This window comes from Streptomyces sp. S4.7 (genome assembly GCF_010384365.1).
GTDB lineage: Bacteria > Actinomycetota > Actinomycetes > Streptomycetales > Streptomycetaceae > Streptomyces.
The window spans coordinates 4,006,194-4,031,622 of record NZ_CP048397.1 but is presented as its reverse complement, the minus strand read 5'-3'; the positions used below and the strand labels follow the sequence as shown (position 1 = coordinate 4,031,622).

Sequence of the window (25,429 nt, the reverse complement as noted above, 5' to 3'; positions counted from 1 at the left end):
GGGGCTCTCGGGGCGCCGCGTCATCAGGGCGCGGGCGGTGGCTCCTTCGGGGTGATCAGCAGCGTGACCGTACGGTTGCGGGGCGCGTTCGCCTCCGTCGCCGGGAAGGGGCCCCGCCGCTGGTCCGCGCTGACCAGCCGGAAGTCCGTCAGCCGCAGGTCGCTGTCCTGCGCCAGATACTGGGCGGCCACCCGGGCCCGGTTCAGCGCGACCACCGATCCGCCGCTCGGGGCGCCGCCGGGCACGGCAACGGAGTGGCCCACCACGGTGGTCTCCACCCCCGTACCGCTCCCGGCCCCCGCCCCAGCCCCGAGGTCGGACTCCAGGTCGGCCAGCCTGCGGCCGATCTCCGTCAGCGCGGACGCGCCCTGCGGGCCGATGACGGAGTCGTACGGGAACACCCCCGTGCTGAAGACCAGTTGGACGTCATCGGCATGCCGCCGGATCTCCACACCCGGCATCGCCAGGCGCTCGGCGACCGCGTCGAGCGTGCTGTCACGGCGCGCCGCGGCGGCCGTGTCGCCCGCTTCGAGCGCCTCCAGACGCTCCTTGAGGGCATCGGCCCGGCGCGACTCCTCCCGCAGCCGCTCCGATCCGGTGTCCGCTTCGGCCACCGAGTCCGACGAGCGCCGGTCGCCGTCGCCGTCGTCGCCGGTCGCGAGGAGCCAGCCGCCACCGCCGATCAGCGCGACTCCCGCCAGCGCGGCGGCGACGACCGCGACCCGGCCGGTGTGGACGACCGGGCGGGCGTGCCGCCGCCCGGCGGCGATCTTCGCGAGGGTACGGCGGCCGGCCGCCGCGTCCGGGTCGTCGGGGGCGAGGGCCTCCACCCGCGACCAGCACGCGTCCGCCTCGGTCAGCTCGCCGCGCTGGGCATGCACCTTGGCGCGGAGATTGAGGGCGGCCAGCACCGTCGCGTGAGCGGAGTGGGCGTCCGGCCCGGATGGTTCGTCCGACTCGCCCAGCTCGTCCAGCTCGTCCAGCAGCCGCGCCGCCAGGTCGAGATCACCCGTACGGGCCGCCGAGTGGGCCCGGTTCAACGCCAGTTGCAGGCTCAGTGCCCGTGCCCGCGCAGGATCGGTCACATCCGCCCTGTCGTCCGTCACATCCGTCACGCCTCTCACGCCCTGCCCAGCCAGACGACCTTGTCCTGCTCATCCTTGGGCAGCAGCCGGTACAGCCGCTGGTTCACCGCGTCCAGGCCCTGCCGGTCGTTCGCCGCGATGGCCCGCTGCCCCTGCTGGATGAGCGGCCCCGCCTGTCCGGACGAGCGGAGCATCTCCTGGAGCGTGTAGAACAGCTTCACCGCCCAGTCGGGGCTGCGCCGCTCAAGTTCGAACAGCAGCGACCCCGTCCGGTCGATGAGCCCGCGGACGGCGACCGAGTCCTGTGCGTTGATCGCCTCGTCGGCCCGGCTCCGGATGGCGGCCAGCTCCTGCCGGTCGGCCGCGTCGCCGTGCTGACGCACGAGTTCGTCGGCCTCGGCGATCGCGGCCCGCAGGTCCTGTACGAGACCCGGCAGCCCCACCGCGTCCGCGATGTCGTCCAACTCGGCCTCCAGATCGCGCAGTCGCTCCTCCGCGGCGGCGGCGGCCCCGACGTCCACCGTCGAGGCGCCGACCTGGTCACGGGCCGTGCTGACGGTGCGCTCCTCGTCCAGCTTGGCCAGCCGCCGCTCGGCGTCGGCCGAGCCCGTGTCGGCCACGAACCCGCGCAGCGCCCCCAGCCGCTCCTCCGCCTGCTCCAGCGACTTCCGCAGCTCCTGGGGATCCGTGGTGCGGATGTTGTCGAGGTCGATCTCGGCCTCGAACTGCGCCTGCACCAGCGGCACATCGGCGATCACCGTCACCATGCTGGATCTGTCGACCTCGACGGTCACCTCGACCTCGCTGCCGGCGGGCAGATCGATCCGGATGTCACGCGGCCGGATCTCCAGCATGCCCACGCCACGGTTGCGGTCGGCCCGGCCGCGTTCGCCCTGGATGACCGGGATCCGGATCGTGGCGTCGGCGTCGGAGCGGTGCAGGGCCGCCGACGTACGGAACACCTCACGCACCGAGGTCGGCAGAGTGGCGCCCTTGCGCAGCATGGGCGCGAAGACCTGCTCGGCGAGCTGGATGCCCAGCGAGTGCGCGAGCCGTACGCCGCCGAACTCCAGGTCCCGGTGGGTGATCGACAGGGTGTTGGAGGCGAGTTCGCACCGGGCGCCCGACGGGTCCGTCAGCTCGACGAAGAACTTCGACGTGGTGTGCGGGTCGACGGCCACGTCGGTGACGAAGACGCCGTCCGCGTTCGGCGAGATGGCGGCGGAGCGGAACGGCGGCTGACCGTCCGGGTTGTTCAGGGTCACCGTGTAACCGGCCCAGTCCACCCCCGACGGCGCCCCGGTCTCCGAAGAGCCCGCCGCCGGCTCCGAAGCACCGCGCAGGCGTCCGCCGACCGTGGGCTGGAGCGTGGTGACACTCGGCTCGTACGACAGCTCGACGGCGAACTGCCCCGCCGGCACCGGCGCCGACTTCGACCGCGGGATCCGCACCGTGCTGGCGAAGATCGCCGCGCCACGGGCGACGACCGTCGTCGGATCGAGGCTGACATCGAGTTCGATGCCGAGGCCGTGACGCGGGTCGGCCAGCCGTTCACGGAGCCCGGGAGAGAGCGTCACGCCGCCGACGAGCAGCAGCCGGTCGATGTCGTCGGGGCCGAGCGCCGCCTCGGCGAGCGCGTCGCGGCAGAGGTTGATCGCCCGGACGTAGAAGGGCTCGGCGATCGCGTCCAGCTCACCGCGGGTCAGCGTGTGTTCGAGGGTGAGGGGGTTGCCGTCGGCGTCGCCCAGTTCGATCAGCATGTCGACCTGGTCGCGCCGGGAGAGATGGATCTTCGCGTCCTCCGCCGCGCGCTTCAGCTTCGCGAAGTTCGCGCGCCACTGCGGGTTGTCCCGGCGCATCTCCGTCAGACCCAGCTCGGCGGCGGCGGCGGGCACCAGCAGCCGCTCGATCACCGCCCAGTCGATCAGCTTGCCGCCGAGGTAGGGGTCTCCGGCGTGGTTGAGCACCCGGAGGTCGCCGTCGCGCTTGCTGACCAGGGCGGCGTCGAAGGTGCCGCCCCCGAAGTCGAACACCATCCAGTACGCGCGGTCGGTGGCGTCCTGGAAGCCGTACGCGAAGGCCGCCGCCGTCGGCTCCTGCACCAGCGGGCACGCGGAGGTGAATCCGGCCAGCTCGGCGGCCTCCATGGTGGCCTTGTTCTGGTTCAGCGCGAACGCCGCGGGGACGGTGATCACCGCCGACTCGGGCGGGGTGCCGCAGTGGTGAGCGGCGTCCGCGCGCAGCGACCGCAGAACCTCCGCCGACAGCTGGGGCGGGCTGAGGGAGACTCCGGCGGTGGTGAAGGTCTTCCGCGAGTCGGCGAGGCCCATCTCCAGCTTGAACTCGGCGGTGGCGTTCGCCGGGTCGTGCTCCACGCGGTCGCGCGCGGCGCGGCCGACGTGGACCCTGCCCTCCTTGGGCATCCACACCGCGGAGGGTGTGATGTCCCAGCCGTCGTTGTTCTTGATGACGGAGACGTTGCCGCCCTCGACGACGGCGATGGCGCTGTTGGTCGTACCCAGGTCGATACCGAAGTCGACGGTGTCACGCATGATCGGTCCTCTCGTGGTCCGAGCTGCACGGCGTTTCGCGGGCGGGAGCGGGTGCGTGGGCGGAGGCGGGGACGGCGTCCTCGGGTCCCGGCGCGGGCGCCGGTACCGGCGCAGGAGCGGGACCGGACTCCACCGCGGGCGCGGGTACGGGCGCACGTGCCGGACCGGACCCGGCCCCCGGCTCGGGTTCCGACGCGGAGGCGGAAACCGATACGGGCGTGACCTCCGGCGCGGGTTCGGGCGCCGGCTCGGGCTCCGGCTCCGGGGCCGGGGCTGGGGCCAGCGCTGGGGCCAGCGCTGGGGCCGGGGCCGGGGCCGGGGGACAGCCGACGATCACCTGGCCCATCTGGATCCGACGGCCGTGCAGATAGATCGTCGGCCTGATGGTCTCCAGGACCGTCTCGGCGGTCAGCGACGCATCCTCCTGGAAGGTCAGCGCCTCCAGCGACCGTCCGGTGTGGAACGCGTCGCCCTCGTGTTCCTGCACGAGCAGACCGGCGTCGTCCAGCGCCTCACGGCACGACCGCAGATAGCGCCCGGTCTGCCGGGAGCGCGACGACGCCGCCTCCCCCTGACGGGTGAGCCTGCGCTGGGCACGCCACAGGTTCGTCGCGGCATCGGCGAGCGCCTTCGCGTCCAACGGGTCCTCGGCGGGCGGTGGTTGAACAGCCGTATCCGGCGCCGCCGTCCCAGCGGTCGCGACCGACGCCGCCACCGTGGCCAGCAGCCGCTCCAGCTCCTCGCGGGAGGGTTCGTCCCACGGTAGCGGCGCGATCCGGAAAGCGCGGTGGTGCCGGCGCTGCCGGAGATCCTCCCTCAGCCGGGACAGCCGCCCGCTCACATCATCACCCCCCGGCGCCACAGCGTGAGCTTGGACAGATACCGGTCGCGCAGGTACGGCGACAAGTTGACGGCCTCCTCCATGAGGTCGGCGGCGCGGTCGAGTTCCCCCGGCGAGCGAGCCAGTGCGAGTGATTCTTCGGCCAGCCGCCGCGCACGTTCCGTGGGCGGTCCGACGGGACGCCTGGTCGTGGGCCGGGGTGGCTCGCCCGTCGTCCGCGAGGCCCCGGGCGCAGCGGAGCCGGGAACACCGGCTGCCGCGCCGGCCATGGATTCCGCACGCTCGCGCAGGGCGTCCGCGAGGAACTGGGCCGTGGCGGGTCTGTTCTGCGGGTCGAGTTCGAGAGTGGCCAGCACGATGCGGTCCAGATCCGCGTCGACCTCGTCGTTGTAGCTGCTCGGCGGGAGCAGCGACCGGTTGAACCGCCCGAAGGAGAACGACGAGAACTCCTCGCCGCCCTGATGGAACGGGAAGCGGTTGGTCAGCAGCAGATACGCGATCACACCGACCGACCACACGTCGCTGGCGCACGAGTAGCCCTGGTTGCGCATCACTTCGGGCGCCATGAAGGCGTACGTCCCCTGGGCGCTGGCCAGATGCGTGAACGGATCGGCGCGTTTCGCCAGACCGAAGTCGCTGACCCGCACCCGCATGCCCGCTCCGTCGTAACCGATCAGGACGTTGGCCAGGGTCACGTCCCGGTGCACGATCGGCGGGTCCTGGTCGTGGGCGACGGCGAGACCGCTCGCGATCTGTGTCATCACCTCGGCGACCAGGTCCCTGGGCACCATCGACTTGTGCGCGGCGGCGAGCCGTTCGAGGCTGCCGCCCGCGACGTACTCCATCGTGAAGAAGCCCCGCAGCCCCTCCGGCGTGCGGACGGTGTTCGCGTCGAAGAGACGGACGATGTTCGGGTGCCCGAGGGTCGACAGCAGCCGCGCCTCGTCCAGCATCCGGCGCGTCTCCTCCAGGGACGCGACTCGCTTGAACAGCTTCATCGCCTGCCAGCCGAGGTATTCGTGGCGCACCCGGTGGACCTCGGCGAACGCCCCCTCGCCCAGTGGGCGGTCGATCACGAGCGTGTCGCTGACGCGGTCACCGCTGACGAGCAGTGTCATAGCCCCGACGCCCCCTGTTCGCCCGTACTCCCCCCACCCGCCAGCACGTTGAGCCGGTAGCCGATGCCCGTCACCGTCTCCAGGATCTTCGGGTTCGACGGATCCGCCTCGACGCACCGGCGCACGGCCCGTACGACCCCGGCGATGTCGGCCCTGCTGTACGAGCGGTGCGGCGCCCACTCCTCGTGCGCGCCCCACAACGCGGTGATCAGCTCGGCGTGTTCGCAGGCGACGGCCGCTCCGCTGATGCTGCGCCCCGCCATGTAGCGCAGCAACTGGTGCCCCTGCGGCCGCAGTCCGGTGATCAGGGTCTCCTCGCCGTCCTCGTTGCGGTACGCCCTGGCGGCGACCCAGTCGTAGCGCAGGCACGGTCCGGTGTGGCGTACGTCGGAAGGGGAACCGAACGGCGCCGGGCGGGTGGTGTGCGGGTCCAGAAAGGTCAGCTCCCAGTACACCGGCTCGCCTTCGGGGTCCATGTCGCCGAGGATCAGCAGGGTGTCACCGTGCTGTATACGTTTGCGGGCCTGGAGCCGTTCGATGGTGTCGCCGTGCTTCAGCAGCGTTCCGTTGACGCTCGCGTTGTCCGTCACCGACCACATGCCGTCGGCGAAGTCGAGCGTGCAGTGCAGCCGGCCGACCCAGCGCTGTGGATCGGGTCCGAGTCCGACGTCGGGTGCCCGCTCCGGCACGGCGCGGCCGATGGTCACCGACACGCCCGCCAGCTCGAAGACGGCTTGTGCCCTCTCCGGCGAACTGACCCGCAGAGCGGCCCCCTTGACCCCCACCACCCGTTTCTCCTCCATGGTCATCATCGGTAGTCGTGCGTCGGACGGGCTTTTTCCGTCTGGCCGGATGGTCATCGAAGCCCGCCGGTGAATGTGCTGTCGCCCGCGTAGGACAGGGCGCACATGCTGTATATCGGGCTGTCCTTGGCGTTCCACGTCCACCAGTCCTGAGCGGGATAGGTGACGTTCAGGACCATGGTGCCCTCATAGCCCTTCGTCTCCTTCTCGCACGCCGCCTTCGCCCGTGCGTAGACGGCGTCGTCGCCGGGCCACTCACCGGTGCCGTCGGGGTACAGGACGGGATAGGCCACTATCTCGGCCCAGTGGAGTTCTTCGCAGGGCACGATGGGGATGCCGACCGACTCCAGGGACAGATCCTTCTTGGTCCGAACGCACGAACCCACGGGCGCGTTGTCCGCGATGCGCTGGCCGAACGTGCCCATCAGCGCCGGTTCGGTCGTGACCGGTACGTCCAGCCGCACCTGGTCGTCCTCCGTCATGTACCGGTCGTCCGGCCAGTGCGCCACACACGTCGTGTACTCGTCCAGCAGGGGCCCCTGGGCGTCCCAGGCCGTCTCGGGGGGCACGGTGAAGGTCACCTTCAGCCCCTTCCCCTCCGGACCGAGCCGCGCCAGGGCGAGTTCGCACCGGAACCGGGCGAGCGCGGTCGCCTGCTCCGCTCCCGGATACTTCCCCGTCAGATACCTGGACGCGGTGTCCGCCAGCGGTTCGTAGGCCACCACCTCTCCCCAGTGCGCCTCGTCGCACGGGACCACGTCCACCTCGCGCTCGCCGGGCCGCCAGTCCGACTTGCTCCCGATGCACCCGCCGGGCGGGTCGTTGTCCTCGACGTTCTCCGCGGAGATGACGACGGTGCCGCCCTGCGGCCGGTAGCTGTCGTCGCCACCGCCGTCGTCGTCGAAGGCCCCCGCGATCTTCGCCACGAGGAAGCCCAGGACGACGAGTGCCAACAGGGCCCAGGCGAGGGCCCGTCCACGCCTGGGGCGCGTGCCGTACGTTCCCGGTCGCGAGCCGTGGAGAGAGGCCAGCATGCGGTCGATCTCGTCGGTCCCCGGTCCGCCGGCCAACTGGCTTTTGACGTTCAGCAGCAGGGTCCTGGCCAGGCCGATGCGTCCGGCGGCGACCAACTGGTCGACCTGGGTGCGGATCTGATTGAACGTCGTCATCATGTCGCGCAGGCCGTCGCGGTTCGTCCTGACCGTCTGCTGGGTGACCTGGTCCGTCGCGAGTTCGGCCGCCGTACGGAACCATTTCGACGCGTTCAGGTTCGCGGCCGGACCGAGCCCGTCCGTGGCGGCGGTGGCGCAGTTGTTGAGCAGCACGGCGACATCGTTGCGGGCGCTCGCGGTACGCCGGTGCCTGGCGTGCGGGACGAGCGACTCCAGCAGTGCCAGTGCGGGCAGGGCGTGGTCGTACACCTCGGCCGCGGCGTCGTCCCAGTCCCTCTCCTCCAACTGGGACGACGCCCGTTTCGCGGTCGCGCGCAGCGACTCGTAGTGAGGCGCGGCGGCCTCTTCGAGCTGGTCGTCCACCGTGCCGGATGGTACGAGGGGCCAGTCGCGCGCCAGTTTGGCGAGCCGGAGGCGGTCGGCGGGCGCCGACGCCGCCGCGGCCAGCTCGATGAGCGGTTTGACGAGGGTGCCCGGCATCGCTTCGCGGAACGTGTCGATGACCGACTCGTCGAGCTGCCGGTCGTCCAGTGCGGCGATACGGTGCCGCACGTGGTCCCAGAAGACGGCGCGCCTGAGCACCTGGCCCCACAGGCGTGACGCGTCGGACCAGAGCCGGACGGCCTCGTCGAGACGGGGTCCGGCCGACACCGCGTCGTTCCCGGCCTCCAGGTCGAGTGCGGCGCTGTGTGCCCGTACGGCGGCGTCGTGGTCGGCGTGCAGCGACTTCGGGCACGAGCAGGCGGTCGTGGTCGTGGTCGTTACGGGGTTCGCGCCGTTCGAGGAACCGCCGGCGGCCCCGTCCCACAGCCAGAACAGTTCGTCCACCAGCCGGCGGCGCGGATCGCCGAGGATGCGGTCGAAGGCGCCACGGACATCGTCGAGCCGGACGGGGAGCGAGTGCCCGAGGTCGACGTCGGCTCCGAGCTCCAGCGCGGGGGTGATGCGCTGCTGACGCTGACGCACGGACCGCCGGTCGGCGTCGGTGGGCAGGCCGGTGATACGGAAGGCGTTGCGGCGGTACATCTGCGGACCTGCCGCCTCCAGCAGTCCGGCTGTCGTCTCGTCGATCACAGCACGCTCCGAATCGACCATGTCGAGGGTTGTCCCTCTGCAAAGTATGGCGATCCCGAGTGCCCCGCTCCATGGCAACTGAATGGAATTCATATGGGTAACGCCCCCTTCGCCGGGCCCGGTTGGACGATGATCCGGGCCTGAGCGAAGAGGGCGGGAGAGTTGGTGGAGAAGGTGCGGAAGTTACAGGGCGGACGGCTACCGTCCGGTTGCCCCGGACACCGCGTGCGCGTGCCGGTTCGTGCGGGTACCGGTCGCCGGCCGTCAGCCGTCGGACTCGGCCGTCAGTCGTCGTGCACGTGCGTGGACGACGTGTCCTCCGGCGGTACGGTGCGCCCGCCGTCACGCCCCGAGGCGATCACCGCGACCAGGACACCGATGATGGCCACGGCCGCCACCCGGCCCGTCAGACGCAGACTCCAGCCGGCCCTGGACCCGCGGTGCTCGCCGGGCGACGCGAGGCGTTCCGAACGGCGGGCCGGGCGGAGGAGCCGGAGCAGGAAGAGCGCGGCGATGGGGAGTTGGAGCAGCCACACGGTGTTGCGGAAGGCTCCGTCGTACCAGACGTTCGTGCCGTACAGCAGCGTGTGCCACACGCTCAGGACGTACACGACGAGCACGAAGCGGTGCAGGACTCGCCAGGTCTTCGGGCCGATGCGGTGGCGTACGTAGAAGAGCAGGCCGAGCGGGACGGCGAGGTAGAGGGCCGCCTGGCCGATCGGCGTGGCCCAGACGCCGGTGCCGGAGTTGTAGCCGCCGGGGATGAACGTCTCCAGTACGGCGGAGCCCACCCGTGAGGGCCACGCGTCCGTGTCCTGGTAGATCAACTCGGCGGCGAACAGCAGCGCGTGGGCGACGATGAGCGCGATCGTGTTGAGGCTGGTGGTGCGGTGCAGGCGTTCCAGGCGGGGGCCGGAGAGCGGCAGGCGCGCGGGGCGGGGGCCGGAGAGCAGCAGCCCGATGATGACGGTGCCCCATGCCACAGCAGGGCGGACCAGCCGAACGCCTGGCTGAGGTAGTACGTCCGGAATTCGCCGGTGTCCGCCATGAACGGCATGACCGTCAGGGTGGACGACGTCTCCGCCTTGATCCGTACGAAGAGGATGACGAAGACGGCGGCCGTGACGACCAGGGCGGCCAGGCCGTCGAGCCAGCTCGCGCGGAGGTCCGAACGGAGGGTTACGCGCCTGGGCGTGGCGGCGGCGGGCGCGGTGGTTTCGGCAGCGGCGGTGTCGGGGACCGGCGCCGCCTGGGATACCGGCGCCGCCTCCGGGACCGAGGTCTTCTCTGCGTCGGGCATCGCGGGCTCTGGGGGCGGACTCATCGGGCGGTCTCCGGTTCCGTCATCTTCCGTCGTACGGATTGGTGCGCGGTCGTACTGTTGGAGGTGTCGGTGGCCGGACCCGATAGATCCCCGGGACCTTCATGTGAGCTGGATCACATCAACTCCTTGTCCCCGCATAGCGCGTGAACATCCGATGTATGCCCATCAGGTGGGCTTTCCCGACAGCCCTGTCACGCTGGCACCATGACGGCCATGGGAGCCGGGCCCGCACTCCGCCTCGCACGCACCGCGGTCTTCGCCGCCGTGTGTGTCGTGGTGTCCGGGCTCGGCCATGCCCTGTCGTCCGGCGGCCCGCTGCCGCCGCGCGTCCTCGCCCTCGCCTTCCTGCCGGTGTGCGCGGCCGGCTGGTGGCTGTCCGGGAAGGAACGCGGCGGCGCGGTCGTCGTAGGCGCGAGCGCCGCCGGACAGCTGCTGCTGCACGCCGTGTTCAGCGGTCTGCACCCCCTCCCGCCCGGCGGTCACGCCGGACACGACGGCCACGGCGCCGCCGAGCGCGGCGGCGGTACGACCGTCGGCGACGGCCGCGAGGTCTCGCACGAGGCCTTCGGTGAACTCCTCGGCCCGAACGGGTTGGCCGGACTGCTCGACAGTTCCGGCTTCACCTCCGGCATGCTCGGCGCCCACCTGCTCGCCGGCCTCGTGTGCGGCTGGTGGCTGTGGCGCGGCGACCGCGCATTCGTACAACTGGTGCGCGCGCTCGCCCTGTTCGCCTGCGAGTTCGCGTACGGCTTCGCGTACGCGCGGCTCCGGTTCGCCCATGAGGTGCTGAGCGGCGGCGCGCCCGCCCACCTCCGGGTGCTCCCGCCCCCGGTGCCGTACCGGCCGATCCGGCCCCCGGCCCAACTCCCGGCCCCGCACGCCGTGTCGAGGCGCGGACCGCCACTCCTTGCGCCCTGAGCGCTTTCTCCACTCCACACATCCCATCGCTCTGATTCCACGGCCCCGGCGGCCCGGACGCGAAGGACTTTCCGTGATACCTGCTGCCCGGCACACACCTGTGCCCACACGCGTACCTCCTGCGCCCATACCCCCCACCCGCATACATCCGACGACCGGCCGGCGCACACGCGTCGGCGACCCGGTCGCCGGCTCCGCCGACGACTCCGAGATCACCGCGTGGGCCCTGGCCGCCGGTCTCGGCGACAGGAGAGCCGCCGAACTGTTCGTGCGGGCGACGTACGACGACGTACGCCGGTTCGTCGCGCACCTCAGCGCCGATGTGCGCGGCGCCGACGACCTGACCCAGGAGACGTATCTGCGGGCGCTGGCGAGCCTCGCGCGGTTCGCCGGGCGCTCCTGCGCGCGGGTGTGGCTGCTGGCGATCGCGCGCCGTGTGGTCGTCGACCGCTACCGGCGGGCGGCCGTACGGCCGCGGATCGCCGACACCGCGGACTGGGTGACCGTCGCGGACCGGGCCCAGCCGCGGCATCTGCCGGGCTTCGAGGAGTCCGTGGCGCTCGCGGACGCGCTGGCCGCGATGGATCCGGGGCGCCGGCAGGCGTTCGTACTGACCCGGCTCATCGGGCTCTCGTACGCGGAGGCCGCCGACGCGCTGGGCTGCCCGGTCGGGACGATACGGTCCCGCGTCGCCCGCGCCCGGCGCGATCTCGCGGCGGTCTGGGCGCCGGAGGCCGACTACGCGGATGCCCGGAGCGCGGAGCCGACGGTGACCGTTCCCGTGTAACGCGGACGTCGGCGCCGGCCTCGGCGTGGACGTGTGCCCGGTCGCCCGCGTCAGCGCGGGCGGCGAGCCCCCACAAGGTCGCCGCCCGCGCGGCGCCGGGCCCGCGCCCGAGCCCGCCTCCGTGTCCCCGCCACCCGGACCACCAGCAGCAGTGGCAGCAGCACCGCCTGCGCGCTGACCAGCAGCCAGAACACCGGTACCCCCGAGGCCCGTTCGGCCGCCCCGTACAACTGGCCGCCGACCACGGCCGCCGCGAACGCCCCAGCCCGGCCGCCAGCCGCTGCCTTCCGAAGACCGTCGCGGAGGGGGCGGCGGACCGGTCGAGCGCTTCCAGGTCGTTCTGGACGAAGAGGACGATCTCGCCGAGACAGAGCAACACCGCCCCGACCGCGATCCCCGCCCGGCCGCCGAGCGCCAGCACCGCCGTACCCACCGCCATCGCGCCGAAGCCGATCCGGAGCGCCGTCGCGTACGGGAGCGCGGCGAGGCGGCGCCACCCACGGCAGCAGCAGATGCCCCGCCCCCACCAGCGCGAACAGCACCGCGACCCCCGTGAACAGCCCCGCGGGCGACGTCAGTACGAACGAGGTCGGCCGCGGGCACGCTCCAGGTGTCCGTCGTGTTGATCAGCCCGGCGAGGTCGGGCAGGGTCGCGAGCGCGCCGCGTACCGCGTCCGGGTCGAAGGTGTCGACGTCGATGACGTCCACCCCGTAGGCCCCGTGCGCGGTGGCCAGTTCATGGCGGTACACACTCCGGTCACCGGTGAGCAGGACGAACCGGTGACCGGCGGCGTGGGCGGCCCGCGCCGTGCGTCCGAGTCCGAAGGAGAGTGCTTCGAGGGCGGCGATGGTCATCGGACGGCCTCACTCTCGGGCGTGACGACCGCGGCGGGCGGCGCGGGCCGGCCCGCCCACTCCAACACGGCCCAGGGCGGGCGAAGTTCGGCGAGTTCGTCGATGCGCTCGGGACGCAGGGCGCTCGGGTCGGACGCCTCGGCGTGCCGCGCGAACACCCGCTCCGCGTAACGGTGTCCGGTGTCGGCGCCGAGGACCAGATGCGTACGGCGCGGATCGCGGGCCGCCTCCCAGCCGGCGACGAGGTGCGCGGCGCCCGTGGACAGCCCCGCGAACACCGCGTGCTGCCTCAGCAGTGCCACCGAACCGGCCATGGCGTGCCGGAAGTCGAGCCAGTGCATGGTGTCGTACAACTCGTGCCGCACGTTCCCGAAGGGGATGGAGCTGCCGATGCCCGCGATGATCGCTTCCGGGTCGCTGAAGCCCTCGCTGCCGAACGTCACACTGCCGAAGGGCTGGATGCCCACCAGCCGTACCGTACGGCCGTCCGCGCGCAGCGCCCGCGTGAGCCCACCGGTCGACGCGCCGGTGCCGACGGTGCCCACGACGGTCAGGTCCTCCCCGGGCAGGGCGGCGGCGGCCAGGTCGGCCAGCTCTCGGTAGCCGGTGTGGTGCACCCCGTCGTGGTACTGCCGCATCCAGTGGAAGTCCGGACGGTCGGCGAGGAGTTGGCGCACGTGCCGGACACGCCGCTCCTGGTCGAGCCGCAGGCTCCGCGAGGGCGGCATCTGGTCGACGGTGGCGCCGAGTACCTCCAACTGGGCGCGCATCGTGGCGTCCACGGTGGTCGAGGCCACGATGTGGCAGCGCAGACCGTACCGGTGGCAGGCCATCGCGAGCGCGAGGGCGTAGATGCCGCTCGAACTGTCCACGAGGGTCTGACCGGGCACGACCCGGCCGCGTTCGAGCAGCGCGCGTACGGCGCCGAGCGCCGCGTACACCTTCATGGTCTCGAAGCGGGCCAGCACCACATTTCCCGAGAGCCGGAGGAAGGCCGGGGCTTTCATGGCGTCGGTGATGTGGTCGTGCACGGGGACCGAGAGCTGGGGGGTGGCGGGGCTGAGCCGGGGCATGGCGTACGGGTCCTCCAGAACTGTGGAGCGTGGCGTACGGACGGGGGTGACGGGGTGCGCGGCCGGGGGGCGGGCCCCGTACGCGGTTGTCGCCCGGCGTCACTTCTTCAGGCCCCGGACGATCAGCCGGCGCGAACTCTGGTCGCAGGGGTCGCCGTCGAAGTCCCCGAAGCACTCGACGTCCCCGAACCCGGAGGCCACGGACAGGTCGTGCAGTTCGGCGGCGCTGTAGAGGAACGACCTGATGGACGCGGTGCGGGCGGTCTCCCCGCGGACGAGCGTCCAGTCGGTGCGGAGCCTGCGCCAGCTGTCCAGGACGGTGTCGCGCTGGACGATGTACGAACCGTCCGGCAGATCCACAGCCTGTGGACGGCCGATCCAGCCCGCGAGCACCTCCTTGCCCATGACGTCGACCAGCAGCCTGCCGCCGGGGGAGAGGCTCCGCCACGCGTTGCGCAGGACCTGGGCGTTGTCGTCCGCGTTCTCGAAGTAACCGAAGGACGTGAAGACGTTGAGGATCACGTCGTAGCTCTCGGGGGGCCGCGTACGTGAGCATGTCCTCGCGTACGAGCCGGACGTCCGCCGCCGCCTCCCGGCAGGCCGCTTCGGCGCGCTCCAGCATGGCCGGGCTCAGGTCGACGCCGGTCACGTGGTGGCCGCGCGCCGCCAGGGGGACGAGGAAGAGGCCGGGGCCGCAGCACAGGTCGAGGACCCGGGAGCCGGGCGGGAAGTCCAGCAGCGGGGCCGACCGGACCAGCTCGGCGACGGTCTCGGCGCGGGCGCCGGAGAACATGGCGGGGGCGAAGTCGACCCACAGGCTGTCGTCGTCGTACCAGTCGCCGCCCGTCGCCTCGCCCGGCACGTCACGGGTCGAATCGCTCGGCACGTCGCTCGGCACATCGCTCGGCACGTCGGCCTCCAGGTAGTCCGTCCCCGCACTTGCCGGTCCTTGTGAGTTGTCGCGGCGTGGCGGGCCCGAGTTCCCGGAGCGCGCGAAATGGCGAGAGATGGCCACGACGGACGGGGCGGGAACCCCGGCGCTCGCGCACGGCGTTCTACGGTCGACCGTCCGGGACGCGGAGCTGGATCAGACGGCCGGATCAGACGGCCGGAACGGACAGTCGGACAGCCGGAACGAAGAGAGGGGGGCGCGCGATGCTCGACCTGGTCCCGGGCGGAAACGTGTTCCTGCCCGGCGGTGTCCTCGCGATCCGGGTGCCGGGCCCCTTCGATCTGTCCGTCCTGATCACCGGCGACGACGGAAAGGTGTCCGGCGACGGGGACTTCGTCTTCTACAACCAGCCGTCGGCGCCCGGCGCCCGACTGCGGGGCGACACGGTCACGGTGGACGTGGGGCGGCTGCGTGCCGGGGCGAGCGGGGTCACGGTGGTCGTGAGCGCGGCCGACCCGTCCGTCCCGCTGGGCGGGCTGCCCGCGCCCACGCTGTCGGTGACACGAGCGGACAAACCGGGCCCGTCCCTCGCCCGGTTCACCCCGCCACGCCCGGCGCACGAGAGCGTCCTGCTGCTCGCGGAGATCTACCGCCGGGGCGGCGGGTGGAAGCTGCGGGCGCTGGGGCAGGGGTACGCGGACGGGCTGGCCGGGGTCGCGCGTGACTTCGGCATCGAGGTGGCCGAGGACAGCGCCCCGCCCGCCGTCTCCACCCCCACGGTCCCCGGCGACGGGGTGGTCGCTCTCGTCAACGCCGAGCGCTCACGCTCCGGTGCGCCGCCCGTTTCCGCCGACGCCCGTCTCACGGCGGCCGCGCAGGCGCACTGCGCCGGCATGGCGGCCGAGGGCCGGCTCGGGGCCGCGCCCCGGTCGGGTGCGTCCCTCTTTCAGCGGATCACGGCCCAGGGGTACACGTATCTGACCGTCGCCGAGCAGTTGGTCTCCGGTCCTCGTACGGAGGCGGACCTCCTCGCGTACTGCCTGACCGACGCGCGCATGGGCCGTACGGTCCGCGACCCGGCCCTCTCGCAGGTCGGCGTCGGCCGGGCGCGGGCCCCCGGCGGGGACATCTTCTGGACGGCGGTGTGGGCCCGCCCGCTGACCCCGCACGGCCTGGCGTCCGTCGCCTCCGACGTCGTGGCGCTCACGAACGCGGAGCGTACGGCCGCCCGCCTGCGCCCCCTGTCCGACGACCCCCGGCTGACGACGGCGGCGCAGGCGCACAGCGACGAGATGGTCGCGCGGGGCTTCTACTCGCACACGAGCCCGGACGGGCGGCAGCCCTGGGACCGGGCCGCCGCCGCCGGCTGCACACACCGCGGCACAGGCGAGAACATCGCGTGCGGTCAGCGCTCGGCCGCCGAGGTGGTCCGGGGCTGGATGGACAGCCCCGGACACCGCGCCAACATCCTGAAGCCGGACTTCACCCACATAGGCATCGGCTTCCACGGCGGCGGTGAGGCCGGTACGTACTGGACCCAGCTGTTCGGCATGTCGGGGTAGGAAGTCCCCGAAGACGGCGGAACGGCTCAGCTCGCGCAGTACACGTCCCGCTCCGGGCGCTCGCCCGTCGTCAGGAACGCGGTGACCAAGCTGTCGCCGCACGCGTTGCCGTTGGCCAGGTACATGCCGTGGCCGCCCTGGTCCACGGTGACGAGCCTGGCGCGGTCGCCCAGCGCCTCACGCATCTTCAGAGCGCCGAAGTAGGGGGTGGACGGGTCCCGCAGGCTCTGGATCATCAGGATGTTGGACGGGCCCCGGTCCGTGATCCGGGTCGGCTTCTCCGCCGGGCCGTTCTTCCAGAAGGCGCAGGGCAGGATGTTCCCGGGCATGCCCGCGGTGAGCGGATAACGGGCCCGGTCCTCCTTCGTGGCCCGCGCGTATCCGCCCACGGAGGCCGGCCAGCGCACGTCGTTGCAGATCACTGCGATCGTGACCGACGCGTCCTCGTCGCGCAGCGGCTGGGCGAGGTCCGGGGACAGGACGGGCCTGGCGGCCGGGTCCTGGGCCGCCAGGACGAGCCGGGCGAGCTGAGGGAAGACCGAGTCGCCGTAGAGGCCGTTCAGGAACGCCTGCCGCAGCATGGCGCCGGTCAGCGGATTGCCCTCGGTGGTCGACTCCTTGGGCTCACGGTCCAGTTGGGCCGCGAGCGCGATGAACAACGGCCTTACGTCCTCGGGCCGTTCGGCCAGCCGCAGCCCTTCGCCGTCCCGGTCCGGATCGGCGGCCCAGGCGGCGAAGTCGGGGAAGCGGTCCTCCACGGCCCTGGACGTGTTGGCCATCCAGCCCCGCTCGACACGCGTCGGGTCCGGGTCACCGCTGCTGTCCAGCACCCAGCGGTCGGTCCTCTCCGGGTACTTCTGCGCGTACACGGCACCGATGTACGTGCCGTACGAGGTCCCCCACGCCGACAGCTTCTCCTCCCCCAGCGCCTGCCGGAACCGCTCGATGTCCCGCACCTCGTTGGCGGAGGTGAAGCTCCGCAGCACCGCGCCCCCGTTCTCGTCGCACGCCTCGGCGGTGCGGCGCGAGCGGGCCACGTTCTCGCCGATCCGCCCGTCGGCGCCGGGCCACGACCGCAGCTTCGCCAGGTACCGGTCGTCCGCGTCGAGCCCGCAACTCGCCGTCGTGCTGCCGCCGACCCCGCGCGGATCGAAGCTCACGACGTCGTACGCGCCGTCCAGCTCTCCCAGCAGCGCGTTCCCCTTTCTGGTCAGCGCCTGCACCCCGGACCCGCCGGGCCCGCCGGGGATGAACAGCAGCGTCCCGCGCCGCGCCTGCGGCTCCTCGCTCCGCACCCGCGAGACGGCGAGCGTCAACTGCCGCCCGCCGGGCTTCCCGTAGTCCAGCGGCACCTCCAACTCCGCGCACTCCTGCCCGGCGGGCCCCCCGGCCCGCGCGCACGGCTCCCACTCCAGCCCGCCCCCACCCTCGACGGCCCGCGCGCCCCCGACGGGCCCGGCGACGGCCAGCGACCCGGCCACGACGGCGGCGGAGAGGGCGAGGAGGAGTGTCTTTCGGCTGTTGTTCCGGTAAGTCGTCATGGTGCAAGGGTTGTTGAGCGGGCGGCTGTTTCCCATGCGGCAGGCAGGCATCCAGGAGGTGGGGGTATCCCCACCTGGCCTGACTCAGAGAGCGAAAGCACCACTTCGCGGTGCTCGGCAGAACCTCAGGCAGCGCCTGCCTCGCTCAGAAACGGACTCGGTGTCCCCGACCACGACACGTACAGCCCGTCCCGGGCTCGAGTGCACGCCACGAAAAGCAGACAGCGTTCGGCCGTCACATCAGCCTCATGCTGAAGCCTGTCCAGCTCGACCGGAGTGATCGCCCCCGGATACGGCATTGCCCCGTCGTGCGTCCCGATGACCGCGACGCAACGGAATTCCAGTCCCTTGAAGGAGTGCATGGTGCCGATCCGGACGGCGTCGGTGTCTTCTGAGGCATGTCCGCGCGGCCGTACGACAGCGACACCCGTGGCACGCAGTCGCTCGGCGGCCCGGTCGCACGTCTTGTTGAAGCGTGCGCTCACGCCGATGTCACCAGGTGCGACCCCGTCGTCGAGCCAACGGCGGACACGCTCCACCAACGCGTCGAACTCGGCGTCCTCCGACGCTGCGGCATACACGTCCGGACCGCTGCCGTGCAGCGCGGAACGGTAACCGATCAGCGTCTCGTTCCGGGCATCGTCCGCCAGCTGTGCGAACGGGCGGCCCACGAGGAGGGCGGTGGACCAACTGAGGATCTCGTGCGTGGAGCGGTAGTTCTTACGCATCTTCGTCGACCGGCCCGCGACCTTGATCCCGACAGTCTTCAGAGACACCTTCGAGTCGTAGATGCGCTGGTGGGGGTCGCCCGCGATGAAGAGATCGTCGGGACGGGCCGGGACAGCCGCCCGCAGCAGGCGCCACTGCGCGGGATGCAGGTCCTGCGCCTCGTCGACAACCACATGCCGGTAACGGGGGCCGTCCGACTCCAGCTGATCGGCGGCCTCGGCACAGGTACCGAGATAGGTGCGTAGTCCATCAGCGGCGAGCCGCCCGGTGAACTCCTCGACGGTGCGCCAAACCGACGCACGTGCCGAGGCCGGCAGGGCGCTGCCGCGCCCCCTGCGCTCGCAGGCCTGGTATTCCTCCTGAGAGCGCAGGTGCTGCGCGAGGATGACATGCTTGTACTCCTGGGTGAGGAACTGCGCGGTGCCGGCGAACCCGACGGCCTCGGCAGCCTCCGCCCAACGAGATTCCTCCTCCCCGCCGCGAAGTGGCCGACGCGAGGTGGACACGACCCGGCCCGCGAACGCGTCCACGGTCATGATGTCCACCCGGTCCCGGAGCCCCTCGTCCTCGATCAGAGCCGCGAGGCCACTGCGCAGTGCACCGACGAGTGCGTTGGTGTAGGTCGTCAACAGAATGCGATCACCGTCGCGCAGATGCCCGAGCAGATGCCGTACGCGGTGGAGGGCAACGACCGTCTTGCCCGTACCGGGGCCGCCGGTGACCTGGGCGGGCCCGGAGTAGGACGCCCGGTAGGCGACCTTGTGCTGTGAGGGGTGAAGGAAGACCCGCCAGGCGGCAAAGGGCTTGTCCAGGATGTCGCGCAGTTCCTCGGACCCGGTGACGAGAGCGATACGGGTGCGAGTGCGGTGGATCGCGGTGGCGAAGTCCGCGGTGTCCACAGGCTCGTCGGACGGCGCGGTCGTCGAAAGACTGACGGAGACGACGTCACGCCACACCTCCTCCACCGTGAAGCCTGCGGCCAAGTACTCAAGAACCTCGCGCTGGTCCTGAGGGAAGTAGGGCGCGAAGACCTCCAACTGTTCGACATCGGTGAGAACACGAGCCTGCCGCAGGGTGGTGTCGTCGATCCCGAGTGCCGCCAGGTCCCCGTCGGAGACCTTGGCGAACAACCGCCGGTCCGCGTCGGGGGCGATGCGCTCGTAGGCGGGCGTCAGCTCGTCGAGCATGGCGATGTCACGGATCTCGACGGCACGGGTGACCGTGTTGATACTCGCCTTCTGCTTGATCGCCCAGTCGATCGCCTTGTCGTGTGGCATCACCCGGAGAAGTACGTAGGTGTCGCCGCTGTCGGGCGCGAGGACGACTCCCCGCGTTCCCTGATCGATCCGAATCGTCCGGATATGCCGATCGCGCGCACTCTTCAGCGTCTCCAGCCTCAGCCCTGGGTCCTTGAACAACTCGTCCAGGGTCAGCCGCTCGAACTTCTCCCAGGCATCGAACACGCCTTGTTTGACGGTGCCTTGAAGCTTGGCGAGCTGTGCGCAGAAACCGATGTCGAAGGCAAGGTGCGGCATGGTGGGCTGTTCTCTCCTCCCTGCGCCAAACGCAGGCTCAAGTGGCGTTTCCGTCAAGGTCCAGGCGAATCACGGCAAGTGCTTCGGCTACTTCTTCGGTCATTTCGTCAGCCGGGCCGAACACCAGGACCAAGTCGTTGTGGAGCGGTCCGAGGACCAGGTCGGCCTCGGTGGCAAGTCCCTGGGCCAACAGCAACATTCCAATGTCCCGCCGGAGTTCGACGGCTTCCTCACTCACGTCACCGTCGACGGCCCGGACGACATCGAGTACGCCGCGTAGAGCCCCCAACGCCTCCGTGACATGGCCGAGTTCGGCGCGGCAGCGGGCGGCCTGGGCCCGGCAGGCGCGTGCCCGCTCGCCCGTGGGTCCACCGGTCCGCGCGAAGGCGTCGGCGAGGGCGTCGAACTCGGGCAGCGCGGCACGATAGTCGCCGCCGAGCAGGCGAACAGCCGCCCGCCGCATGCGCAACTCCAAGACCTTCGGGTTGTCCGTGCCGAGAGCACGCGCCGCGGGCTCAATGATCTCGCTCAGCACTTCGACGGCCTGCCCGAACCGCCATTCCTCAAGCAGGGCGTCGGAGTGGGCGTACGCGTCCCTGATCTCCTCACTCAGCTGAGCGGGGACGGGGACAGGAGCGGCCTGAGCGGCGTTCACGCCGACGGCGGGCGTCGCCCCACCCTGCGCGGCGCGGGCGCGCGGTGCGTACGGGCGGCGGAAGATCCCGGTCGGGTCGGGCGCCCCGTCCGGGCCGCCTTCACCCGGGACGGCCTGCTCACCAGGCGACGGCAGGAACGGCCGCAGCCGCTCGTAGACCTCCTGCACATCGGCCGGCCGTGACTCGGGCGCCTTCAGCAGCAGATGCAGGACGAGTTCTTCCAGAGCGCTCGGCACGTCGGGGCGCAGGGCGCGCAACGGTGTGGGGGCGGCGTTGACGTGCTGATGCATCACCATGTACTCGCTGTCCGCCGTGAACAGCAGGCGACCGCTCAGTAGTTCGTGCAGGACACAACCCAGGGCGTACAGGTCGGTCTGCGGTGTGGTCCGCCCGCCGCGTACCTGCTCGGGCGCCATGTACTGGTACGTGCCGATGGGGCTGCCCGTCGCCGTCAGTTTGGTGACATCGGTCCGCAACATGGCGGCGATGCCGAAGTCGAGAACCTTCACCGTCCCGTCGCGCGCGACGAGGATGTTGCCCGGCTTGAGATCGCGGTGGATCACCGGCACGTCGTGCGCGTATGAGAGCACGGTGGAGACCTGCGCCGCCACGGCTGCCGCCCAGCTGACCGGCAGAGGTCGCTCGGGGTTGATGTACGTGGACAACGGAACCCCGTCGACCAACTCCATCACCAGGAACAGCCGCTCGTGCGTGTCGTCGAGAACCGCGTCGTACACCTGAGGCACACCGGGGTGCTGGATCCGCGCGGTGATGCGGGCTTCGCGACGGAACCGCTTGGCGAACTCCTCGGCGATCTGCGGAGAGCCGACGACCGCCTGCTGCCGGATCTTCTTCACGGCCACCGGTCGGTCGAGTACGGCGTCGTAGCCGCGCCACACGTCCCCCATGCCGCCGTTGCTGAGCTCCTCCAGGAGTTCGTAACGACCGGCGATCGGCTGCTGTGGCACGTTGCCCCCGTGTGTGCATGTGCGTGACACCGATGCGACGTTGGCGTCACCCTGACGTGACTGGGAGACGAGTCTCTCGACATCGCGATGCGTAGTCCAGCGGTGACGGAATGGGGCGTGGCTCGGGCAACCTCTTCCCGGTCGCACGCCCAGGGCCTTCAGAACTCCCCTCGACATGCCGCGAGTTGACACCCCGGTGCCCCCAACTGCCCTTTCGGTAGCATCATCCACTGCTCGTGAGGTGAGGTCGTCGCTGATGGGGGACGTATGACGTTCGACGAGGAGTGGGCCGAGCTCAAAGCCGAGGCGCTGGCACGCCGGTCCGCCGGTATGCAGCTCAATCAACTGCCAGCGGATCCTGGCGGCACTACCGCCACTGGGACCCTGGACTACAACACTGCTTCGATCAACGGCAATGCCAATCTGCTCATCGAAATCGCGGGCTTCCTCTACGAAGGCAGACCTGACGGAGACCTGAGCACCATGGCCCGGGAACCCAGGACACACAGCGATGTAGCCGCACAGGTCGAGCGCTTCAGCCGCTTCGCCGACGACCAGTTCCAGGATTCCATAGCACTCTTCGCGGCTCTCGCCACCCGGCTCAAGTCCGCCGGGACCAACTTCGTGACCGTGGACGACGGCACCGCCCAAAGCTTCCTCGACAGCGTCCTGCGCTATGGCCAGTACGTGGCACCGGAGGCGAAGTGAGCGGGTTGAGCTACCGCAAGGACGTCGAATTCCTGGAAGGCTGCAACCCGGCACTCGTGGAGCGGAACGCCGACGAATTCAAACGGATACGAGACATGCTGGTGGAACTCGACGAGCCCGCCGAGCGAGCGGAAAAGAAGACGCACTGGCACAGCGAAGGAAGCAAGCGCTACGAAGCACGCGTCGCGGAGGCGCGCAAGCTACTGACGGACATCTCAGCAGGGTACGGCAAGGCCACCAGCGCCTTGCGCAACTACGCCTATGCGCTGGAGACAGCCAAGAGCCACTACTCCAACGGCAAGGCGAACGAACGGGCACTGGCCGATCTGATCGGCACCAAAGGCACCGCCATCACCCGTGAGGCACAGGATGCGGAGCCCATGCGCCAGTGGGAGGACATGCGGGGAACCACGGGCGTCCTCGACTTCTTCGCCGAACTCACCATGGACATCGACGACATCAAAGACCAGGCGAACCGGCTGCACGACGCCGCAGGAGGGGACTTCCACCTCGCCAAGACCACGGAGAAGGAAGCCCGTGACATCTGTGTACACGGAATGAAGGCGGCGTACGACCTACTGCCCGAATTCAGGCTGAATTCCGTGCCGCGTGTGGACATCTTCTCCGCCATCGCAGCCATGCGGGGTGAAGCCCGTGAAGCGAGTGAAAATCCCCTTACCCACCTCCCTGGCAGCGGCCCCAAGCAGGACTACGCCCTGCCGGTCGGAGAGCGCCCCATCTCGCCGACGCTCCGCGACATCCGCATGCAAGTGGCCAACCTGCCCGGGGCGAAGGACAGTTACTGGGATCTGCCGTCCACGGACCAGGATCGGAAGGAATGGATCGCCGCGAACAAGGAGATCATTCAGGCCGCAGCGAGAAACTCGGGGCTGCCCGCCGACATGGTCGCCGGTATCGCCTGGCAGGAGATCGGCGGCCAGCCGGGAATCGCGGACGATGTAGTCGATACGATCCGCGAACAGGCCGACGCCCCCTGGGGGTTGAGCCCCATCTCACCGGAGAACCTGCCGGGGCGTCTCGGTGGAAGTCCCGATGAGACGTCCTTCGGTCCCATCGCGATCCAGGTCCGCCGGGGGGCCGAAGTGCTCGGCTACGACCCGGACAACCTGACCGAACACCAGCGAGCGGTTGTGGAGGAGTCTCTCCAGGATCCAGGACAGAACATCTTCATCGCATCCGAGTACCTCGCTCAGCTCAAAGCGGAGAGCGAGTTCGCCGACGTGCCGCCGGAGGAAATGACACCCGCCCAGTACCAGGAGCTCGCGGCGCGGTACAACGGCGGACCGTACTGGGCGGAAGAGGACGCCCAGGGATACGGCCGGGGTTTCACCAACCACCTCGACAACGCAAGGGACGCGCTGCGCTGATGCTCGACCGCTCGGAAGCTGCGCGTGCGGCCGAGGATCAAGGCTGCCTTCGATGGGTCATGGCCGTACCCCTGCTGATCCTTTACGCCCTCGCGGCCGGCTGCTGTTACTACGCGCTGACCATCCGCCCGTCGGGGACGTGGGACAAGGACGCATACGGCGCGATCACCCTGGCATGTTTCTTCACCATCGCTCTCAGTGCTGTGGCGCTGCTCATCACAGTCATCCCTCCTACGGTGCGCCGCGCCATGGGACGCGGGTGGCTCGTTCCGCCACTGGTCCTTGCTGCGGTCGCCGCTGTCCGCTGGGCGTTCGGCGGCTGACGTCAGCCGCGGGCGGGGTGGTGACCGGCGCGGGCACCTACCGGGATACGGCGTGCAACGTGGCCCATACGGTCTTGCCCGGCCCGTCGAAGCGGGGGTACCAGCCCCAGTCGTCCGCGAGCGCGGCAACGAGAAGGAGCCCTCGGCCGCCGTCCGCGTCGTCGGGTGGGTCGGGTGAACCGGCGGGGGCGGGGGATGGCTCGGGCAGCTTCTCGCCGCGAGTGTCGGTGACCTCCACAGCGACGGACGCGCCGTCAGGTGCCTGCGCGACGGTCAGACCCAACCGGAAGTCGCGGCCGGGCACGCGCCCGTGACACACGGCGTTCGCGCAGAGTTCCGCGACGATCAGCGTCAGCGCGTCGTGTGGCTCGCTCCCGTAGGCGATGCCCCACGCGTCGAGGCGCTCCCCGGCCAGGCATCGCACCAGACGGGCGCCGCGCGGGGTTGAGGAGAAGCGCATCGTGAAGTGATTTGTGGGGGCGGGGGGTTGGGTGACACGGACGGGACGTACGGGAAGTGGCGGTTTTCCGTTCATGCCCACACGGTGACGCTCGGTGGCATAGCGTGACCAGGGGTGACTCGCCGTCGCGGACCGCTTGTACGCGTCGGCGTACGGCGTGTACGCGCGTGGAACGGGTGTGGAACAGGTGACGGTATGACGCGGGACGAGATGGACGCCGATACGCGTGCGGACGCGGATGCCGGACCGCGGCCGGAGGACGAGCCGGGCTCGGGAGTGGTCGTGGCCTTCGGCCGGCAGTTGAAGCTGCTGCGCGCTCGGGCAGGCCTCGACCGGACGGAGTTCGGGAAACGGGTGGGATACGCGGCCCAGTCGGTCGCATCCTTCGAGCAGGGCAGACGGATCCCGCAGCCGCGGTTCATCGACCGGGCGGATGATGTGCTGGACGCCGGGGGCGTGTTGAAGGCGCTGAAGGAGGAGGTGGCGCGGGCGGAGTACCCACCGTTCTTCAGAGACATGGCTCGACTGGAAGCAGTAGCGGTGTCCCTTCATGTCTATGCGACGCTGGCTGTGCCAGGCCTGTTGCAGACCGAGGAGTACGCACGTGCCGTGTTCAGAGTGCGCCGTCCACTCCTGGACGAGGAGACAGTAGAACGCCGCGTCGCGGCACGCCTGGCCCGCCAGGGGATCTTTGCCCGCCAGCCTCTGCCCACACTCAGCTTCGTGGTTGAAGAGTCAGTGTTACGGCGTCCAATCGGCGGATGGCACGTGATGCAGGGGCAGTTGGAGCAGACGCTTCTTCTCGGGCAGCGACGCAACGTCGAGCTCCAGGTGATGCCTACCGACAGGATGGAACACAGCGGTCTCGCGGGACCGTTCACCTTGATCGAGAAACTCGACGGGCGGAGGATGGCCTACGTTGAGGTTCAGCGGGACAGCCGTCTGCACACCGAGCGGACGGTAGTGCGGGATATCGAGCAGCAGTACGGGATCATCCGCGCACAGGCTCTCACTCCGCGTGAATCGCTGGCGTTCGTCGAGGGACTTCTGGGAGAGAAATGATCA

At 70.7% G+C, this 25,429-nt stretch carries 18 protein-coding genes and 4 pseudogenes; 7 read left to right on the top strand and 15 right to left on the bottom strand.

Going from position 1 to position 25,429, the window contains the following annotated elements; translation table 11 throughout:
* Positions 1 to 23: 23 nt before the first annotated feature.
* The 7 genes and pseudogenes from SSPS47_RS17920 to SSPS47_RS17890 all read right to left on the bottom strand — a co-directional run bounded on the left by SSPS47_RS17920 (position 24) and on the right by SSPS47_RS17890 (position 9,945).
* Entirely contained in the window at positions 24 to 1,115 is a 1,092-nt protein-coding gene (locus SSPS47_RS17920) for a hypothetical protein (RefSeq protein WP_164251974.1), read from the bottom strand.
* Between the two features lie 5 nt (positions 1,116 to 1,120).
* On the bottom strand, positions 1,121 to 3,637 hold the full coding sequence (locus tag SSPS47_RS17915; protein ID WP_164251973.1) for an Hsp70 family protein: 2,517 nt from the start codon (positions 3,635 to 3,637) through the stop codon (positions 1,121 to 1,123).
* Entirely contained in the window at positions 3,630 to 4,478 is an 849-nt protein-coding gene (locus SSPS47_RS34880) for a hypothetical protein (protein ID WP_203557871.1), read from the bottom strand. Before SSPS47_RS34880 ends, SSPS47_RS17915 begins: the two co-directional genes overlap by 8 nt.
* On the bottom strand, positions 4,475 to 5,596 hold the full coding sequence (locus SSPS47_RS17905; RefSeq protein ID WP_164251972.1) for a serine/threonine-protein kinase: 1,122 nt from the start codon (positions 5,594 to 5,596) through the stop codon (positions 4,475 to 4,477). The genes SSPS47_RS34880 and SSPS47_RS17905 overlap by 4 nt, the downstream gene beginning before the upstream one ends.
* Positions 5,593 to 6,399 (bottom strand): FHA domain-containing protein, encoded by an 807-nt coding sequence (locus SSPS47_RS17900; RefSeq protein ID WP_164251971.1) that lies wholly within the window; start codon positions 6,397 to 6,399, stop codon positions 5,593 to 5,595. Before SSPS47_RS17900 ends, SSPS47_RS17905 begins: the two co-directional genes overlap by 4 nt.
* A 53-nt stretch (positions 6,400 to 6,452) precedes the next feature.
* Positions 6,453 to 8,666 carry a septum formation family protein gene (locus tag SSPS47_RS17895; RefSeq protein ID WP_164251970.1) on the bottom strand — a complete coding sequence of 738 codons (2,214 nt, stop codon included), beginning with the start codon at positions 8,664 to 8,666 and terminating at the stop codon, positions 6,453 to 6,455.
* A 263-nt stretch (positions 8,667 to 8,929) separates the two neighbouring features.
* Positions 8,930 to 9,945, bottom strand: a pseudogene (locus SSPS47_RS17890) (ferric reductase-like transmembrane domain-containing protein).
* Between the two features lie 228 nt (positions 9,946 to 10,173).
* Between SSPS47_RS17890 and SSPS47_RS17885 the strand changes: the two are divergent.
* Positions 10,174 to 10,887: a hypothetical protein gene (locus SSPS47_RS17885; protein WP_203557870.1), complete on the top strand. Its 714-nt coding sequence runs from the start codon at positions 10,174 to 10,176 to the stop codon at positions 10,885 to 10,887.
* 142 nt (positions 10,888 to 11,029) lie between these two features.
* Complete coding sequence (locus SSPS47_RS17880; RefSeq protein WP_164254665.1) at positions 11,030 to 11,674, top strand: sigma-70 family RNA polymerase sigma factor; 645 nt, start codon at positions 11,030 to 11,032, stop codon at positions 11,672 to 11,674.
* Positions 11,675 to 11,724: 50 nt separating this feature from the next.
* Here SSPS47_RS17880 and SSPS47_RS35490 read toward each other — a convergent pair.
* The 4 genes and pseudogenes from SSPS47_RS35490 to SSPS47_RS17870 all read right to left on the bottom strand — a co-directional run.
* Positions 11,725 to 12,164: pseudogene (locus tag SSPS47_RS35490) on the bottom strand (MFS transporter); the annotation flags it as partial.
* Between the two features lie 95 nt (positions 12,165 to 12,259).
* Positions 12,260 to 12,529: pseudogene (locus tag SSPS47_RS35485) on the bottom strand (argininosuccinate lyase); the annotation flags it as partial.
* The gene (locus tag SSPS47_RS17875) at positions 12,526 to 13,602 is read right to left on the bottom strand and encodes a pyridoxal-phosphate dependent enzyme (protein WP_164251969.1); all 1,077 of its coding nucleotides are present in this window, start codon (positions 13,600 to 13,602) and stop codon (positions 12,526 to 12,528) included. The pseudogene SSPS47_RS35485 and the gene SSPS47_RS17875, both read right to left, overlap by 4 nt.
* 99 nt (positions 13,603 to 13,701) lie before the next feature.
* Positions 13,702 to 14,395: pseudogene (locus SSPS47_RS17870) on the bottom strand (class I SAM-dependent methyltransferase).
* A 362-nt stretch (positions 14,396 to 14,757) separates the two neighbouring features.
* On the opposite strand from SSPS47_RS17870, the gene SSPS47_RS17865 reads away from it, so the two are divergent.
* Complete coding sequence (locus SSPS47_RS17865) at positions 14,758 to 16,056, top strand: CAP domain-containing protein (protein ID WP_164251968.1); 1,299 nt, start codon at positions 14,758 to 14,760, stop codon at positions 16,054 to 16,056.
* 26 nt (positions 16,057 to 16,082) lie between these two features.
* On the opposite strand, the gene SSPS47_RS17860 is transcribed toward SSPS47_RS17865, so the two are convergent.
* From SSPS47_RS17860 to SSPS47_RS17850, 3 genes are all read right to left on the bottom strand, one after another.
* Positions 16,083 to 17,597, bottom strand: a complete 1,515-nt coding sequence (locus SSPS47_RS17860; protein WP_164251967.1) for an alpha/beta hydrolase — start codon at positions 17,595 to 17,597, stop codon at positions 16,083 to 16,085.
* A gap of 125 nt (positions 17,598 to 17,722) precedes the next feature.
* Positions 17,723 to 19,861 carry a UvrD-helicase domain-containing protein gene (locus SSPS47_RS17855; protein ID WP_164251966.1) on the bottom strand — a complete coding sequence of 713 codons (2,139 nt, stop codon included), beginning with the start codon at positions 19,859 to 19,861 and terminating at the stop codon, positions 17,723 to 17,725.
* 37 nt (positions 19,862 to 19,898) lie between these two features.
* Complete coding sequence (locus SSPS47_RS17850; RefSeq protein ID WP_164251965.1) at positions 19,899 to 21,485, bottom strand: serine/threonine-protein kinase; 1,587 nt, start codon at positions 21,483 to 21,485, stop codon at positions 19,899 to 19,901.
* Between the two features lie 267 nt (positions 21,486 to 21,752).
* Between SSPS47_RS17850 and SSPS47_RS17845 the strand changes: the two genes are divergently transcribed.
* From SSPS47_RS17845 to SSPS47_RS17835, 3 genes are read left to right on the top strand one after another with little or no spacing between them, the layout of a single operon-like run.
* Positions 21,753 to 22,193: a hypothetical protein gene (locus tag SSPS47_RS17845; RefSeq protein ID WP_239064954.1), complete on the top strand. Its 441-nt coding sequence runs from the start codon at positions 21,753 to 21,755 to the stop codon at positions 22,191 to 22,193.
* On the top strand, positions 22,190 to 23,581 hold the full coding sequence (locus tag SSPS47_RS17840) for a hypothetical protein (RefSeq protein ID WP_164251964.1): 1,392 nt from the start codon (positions 22,190 to 22,192) through the stop codon (positions 23,579 to 23,581). The genes SSPS47_RS17845 and SSPS47_RS17840 overlap by 4 nt, the downstream gene beginning before the upstream one ends.
* Before the next feature lie 59 nt (positions 23,582 to 23,640).
* Positions 23,641 to 23,904, top strand: a complete 264-nt coding sequence (locus SSPS47_RS17835) for a hypothetical protein (protein WP_239064953.1) — start codon at positions 23,641 to 23,643, stop codon at positions 23,902 to 23,904.
* A 37-nt stretch (positions 23,905 to 23,941) separates the two neighbouring features.
* On the opposite strand, the gene SSPS47_RS17830 is transcribed toward SSPS47_RS17835, so the two are convergent.
* Positions 23,942 to 24,439 (bottom strand): ATP-binding protein, encoded by a 498-nt coding sequence (locus SSPS47_RS17830; RefSeq protein ID WP_164251962.1) that lies wholly within the window; start codon positions 24,437 to 24,439, stop codon positions 23,942 to 23,944.
* Between the two features lie 120 nt (positions 24,440 to 24,559).
* On the opposite strand from SSPS47_RS17830, the gene SSPS47_RS17825 reads away from it, so the two are divergent.
* Positions 24,560 to 25,426, top strand: coding sequence for a helix-turn-helix transcriptional regulator (locus SSPS47_RS17825; protein WP_239064952.1), 867 nt, complete (start codon positions 24,560 to 24,562; stop codon positions 25,424 to 25,426).
* Positions 25,427 to 25,429 lie beyond the last annotated feature (3 nt).

Excerpts from the sequence above, each read along its gene's own strand:
- SSPS47_RS17915 (WP_164251973.1), bottom strand. The coding sequence starts at position 3,637 with ATGCGTGACACCGTCGACTTCGGTATCGACCTGGGTACGACCAACAGC.
- SSPS47_RS17905 (WP_164251972.1), bottom strand. The coding sequence starts at position 5,596 with ATGACACTGCTCGTCAGCGGTGACCGCGTCAGCGACACGCTCGTGATC.
- SSPS47_RS17900 (WP_164251971.1), bottom strand. The coding sequence starts at position 6,399 with ATGGAGGAGAAACGGGTGGTGGGGGTCAAGGGGGCCGCTCTGCGGGTC.
- SSPS47_RS17895 (WP_164251970.1), bottom strand. The coding sequence starts at position 8,666 with ATGGTCGATTCGGAGCGTGCTGTGATCGACGAGACGACAGCCGGACTG.
- SSPS47_RS17885 (WP_203557870.1), top strand. The coding sequence starts at position 10,174 with ATGACGGCCATGGGAGCCGGGCCCGCACTCCGCCTCGCACGCACCGCG.
- SSPS47_RS17875 (WP_164251969.1), bottom strand. The coding sequence starts at position 13,602 with ATGCCCCGGCTCAGCCCCGCCACCCCCCAGCTCTCGGTCCCCGTGCAC.
- SSPS47_RS17865 (WP_164251968.1), top strand. The coding sequence starts at position 14,758 with ATGCTCGACCTGGTCCCGGGCGGAAACGTGTTCCTGCCCGGCGGTGTC.
- SSPS47_RS17860 (WP_164251967.1), bottom strand. The coding sequence starts at position 17,597 with ATGACGACTTACCGGAACAACAGCCGAAAGACACTCCTCCTCGCCCTC.
- SSPS47_RS17855 (WP_164251966.1), bottom strand. The coding sequence starts at position 19,861 with ATGCCGCACCTTGCCTTCGACATCGGTTTCTGCGCACAGCTCGCCAAG.
- SSPS47_RS17845 (WP_239064954.1), top strand. The coding sequence starts at position 21,753 with ATGACGTTCGACGAGGAGTGGGCCGAGCTCAAAGCCGAGGCGCTGGCA.
- SSPS47_RS17835 (WP_239064953.1), top strand. The coding sequence starts at position 23,641 with ATGGCCGTACCCCTGCTGATCCTTTACGCCCTCGCGGCCGGCTGCTGT.
- SSPS47_RS17830 (WP_164251962.1), bottom strand. The coding sequence starts at position 24,439 with ATGAACGGAAAACCGCCACTTCCCGTACGTCCCGTCCGTGTCACCCAA.
- SSPS47_RS17825 (WP_239064952.1), top strand. The coding sequence starts at position 24,560 with ATGACGCGGGACGAGATGGACGCCGATACGCGTGCGGACGCGGATGCC.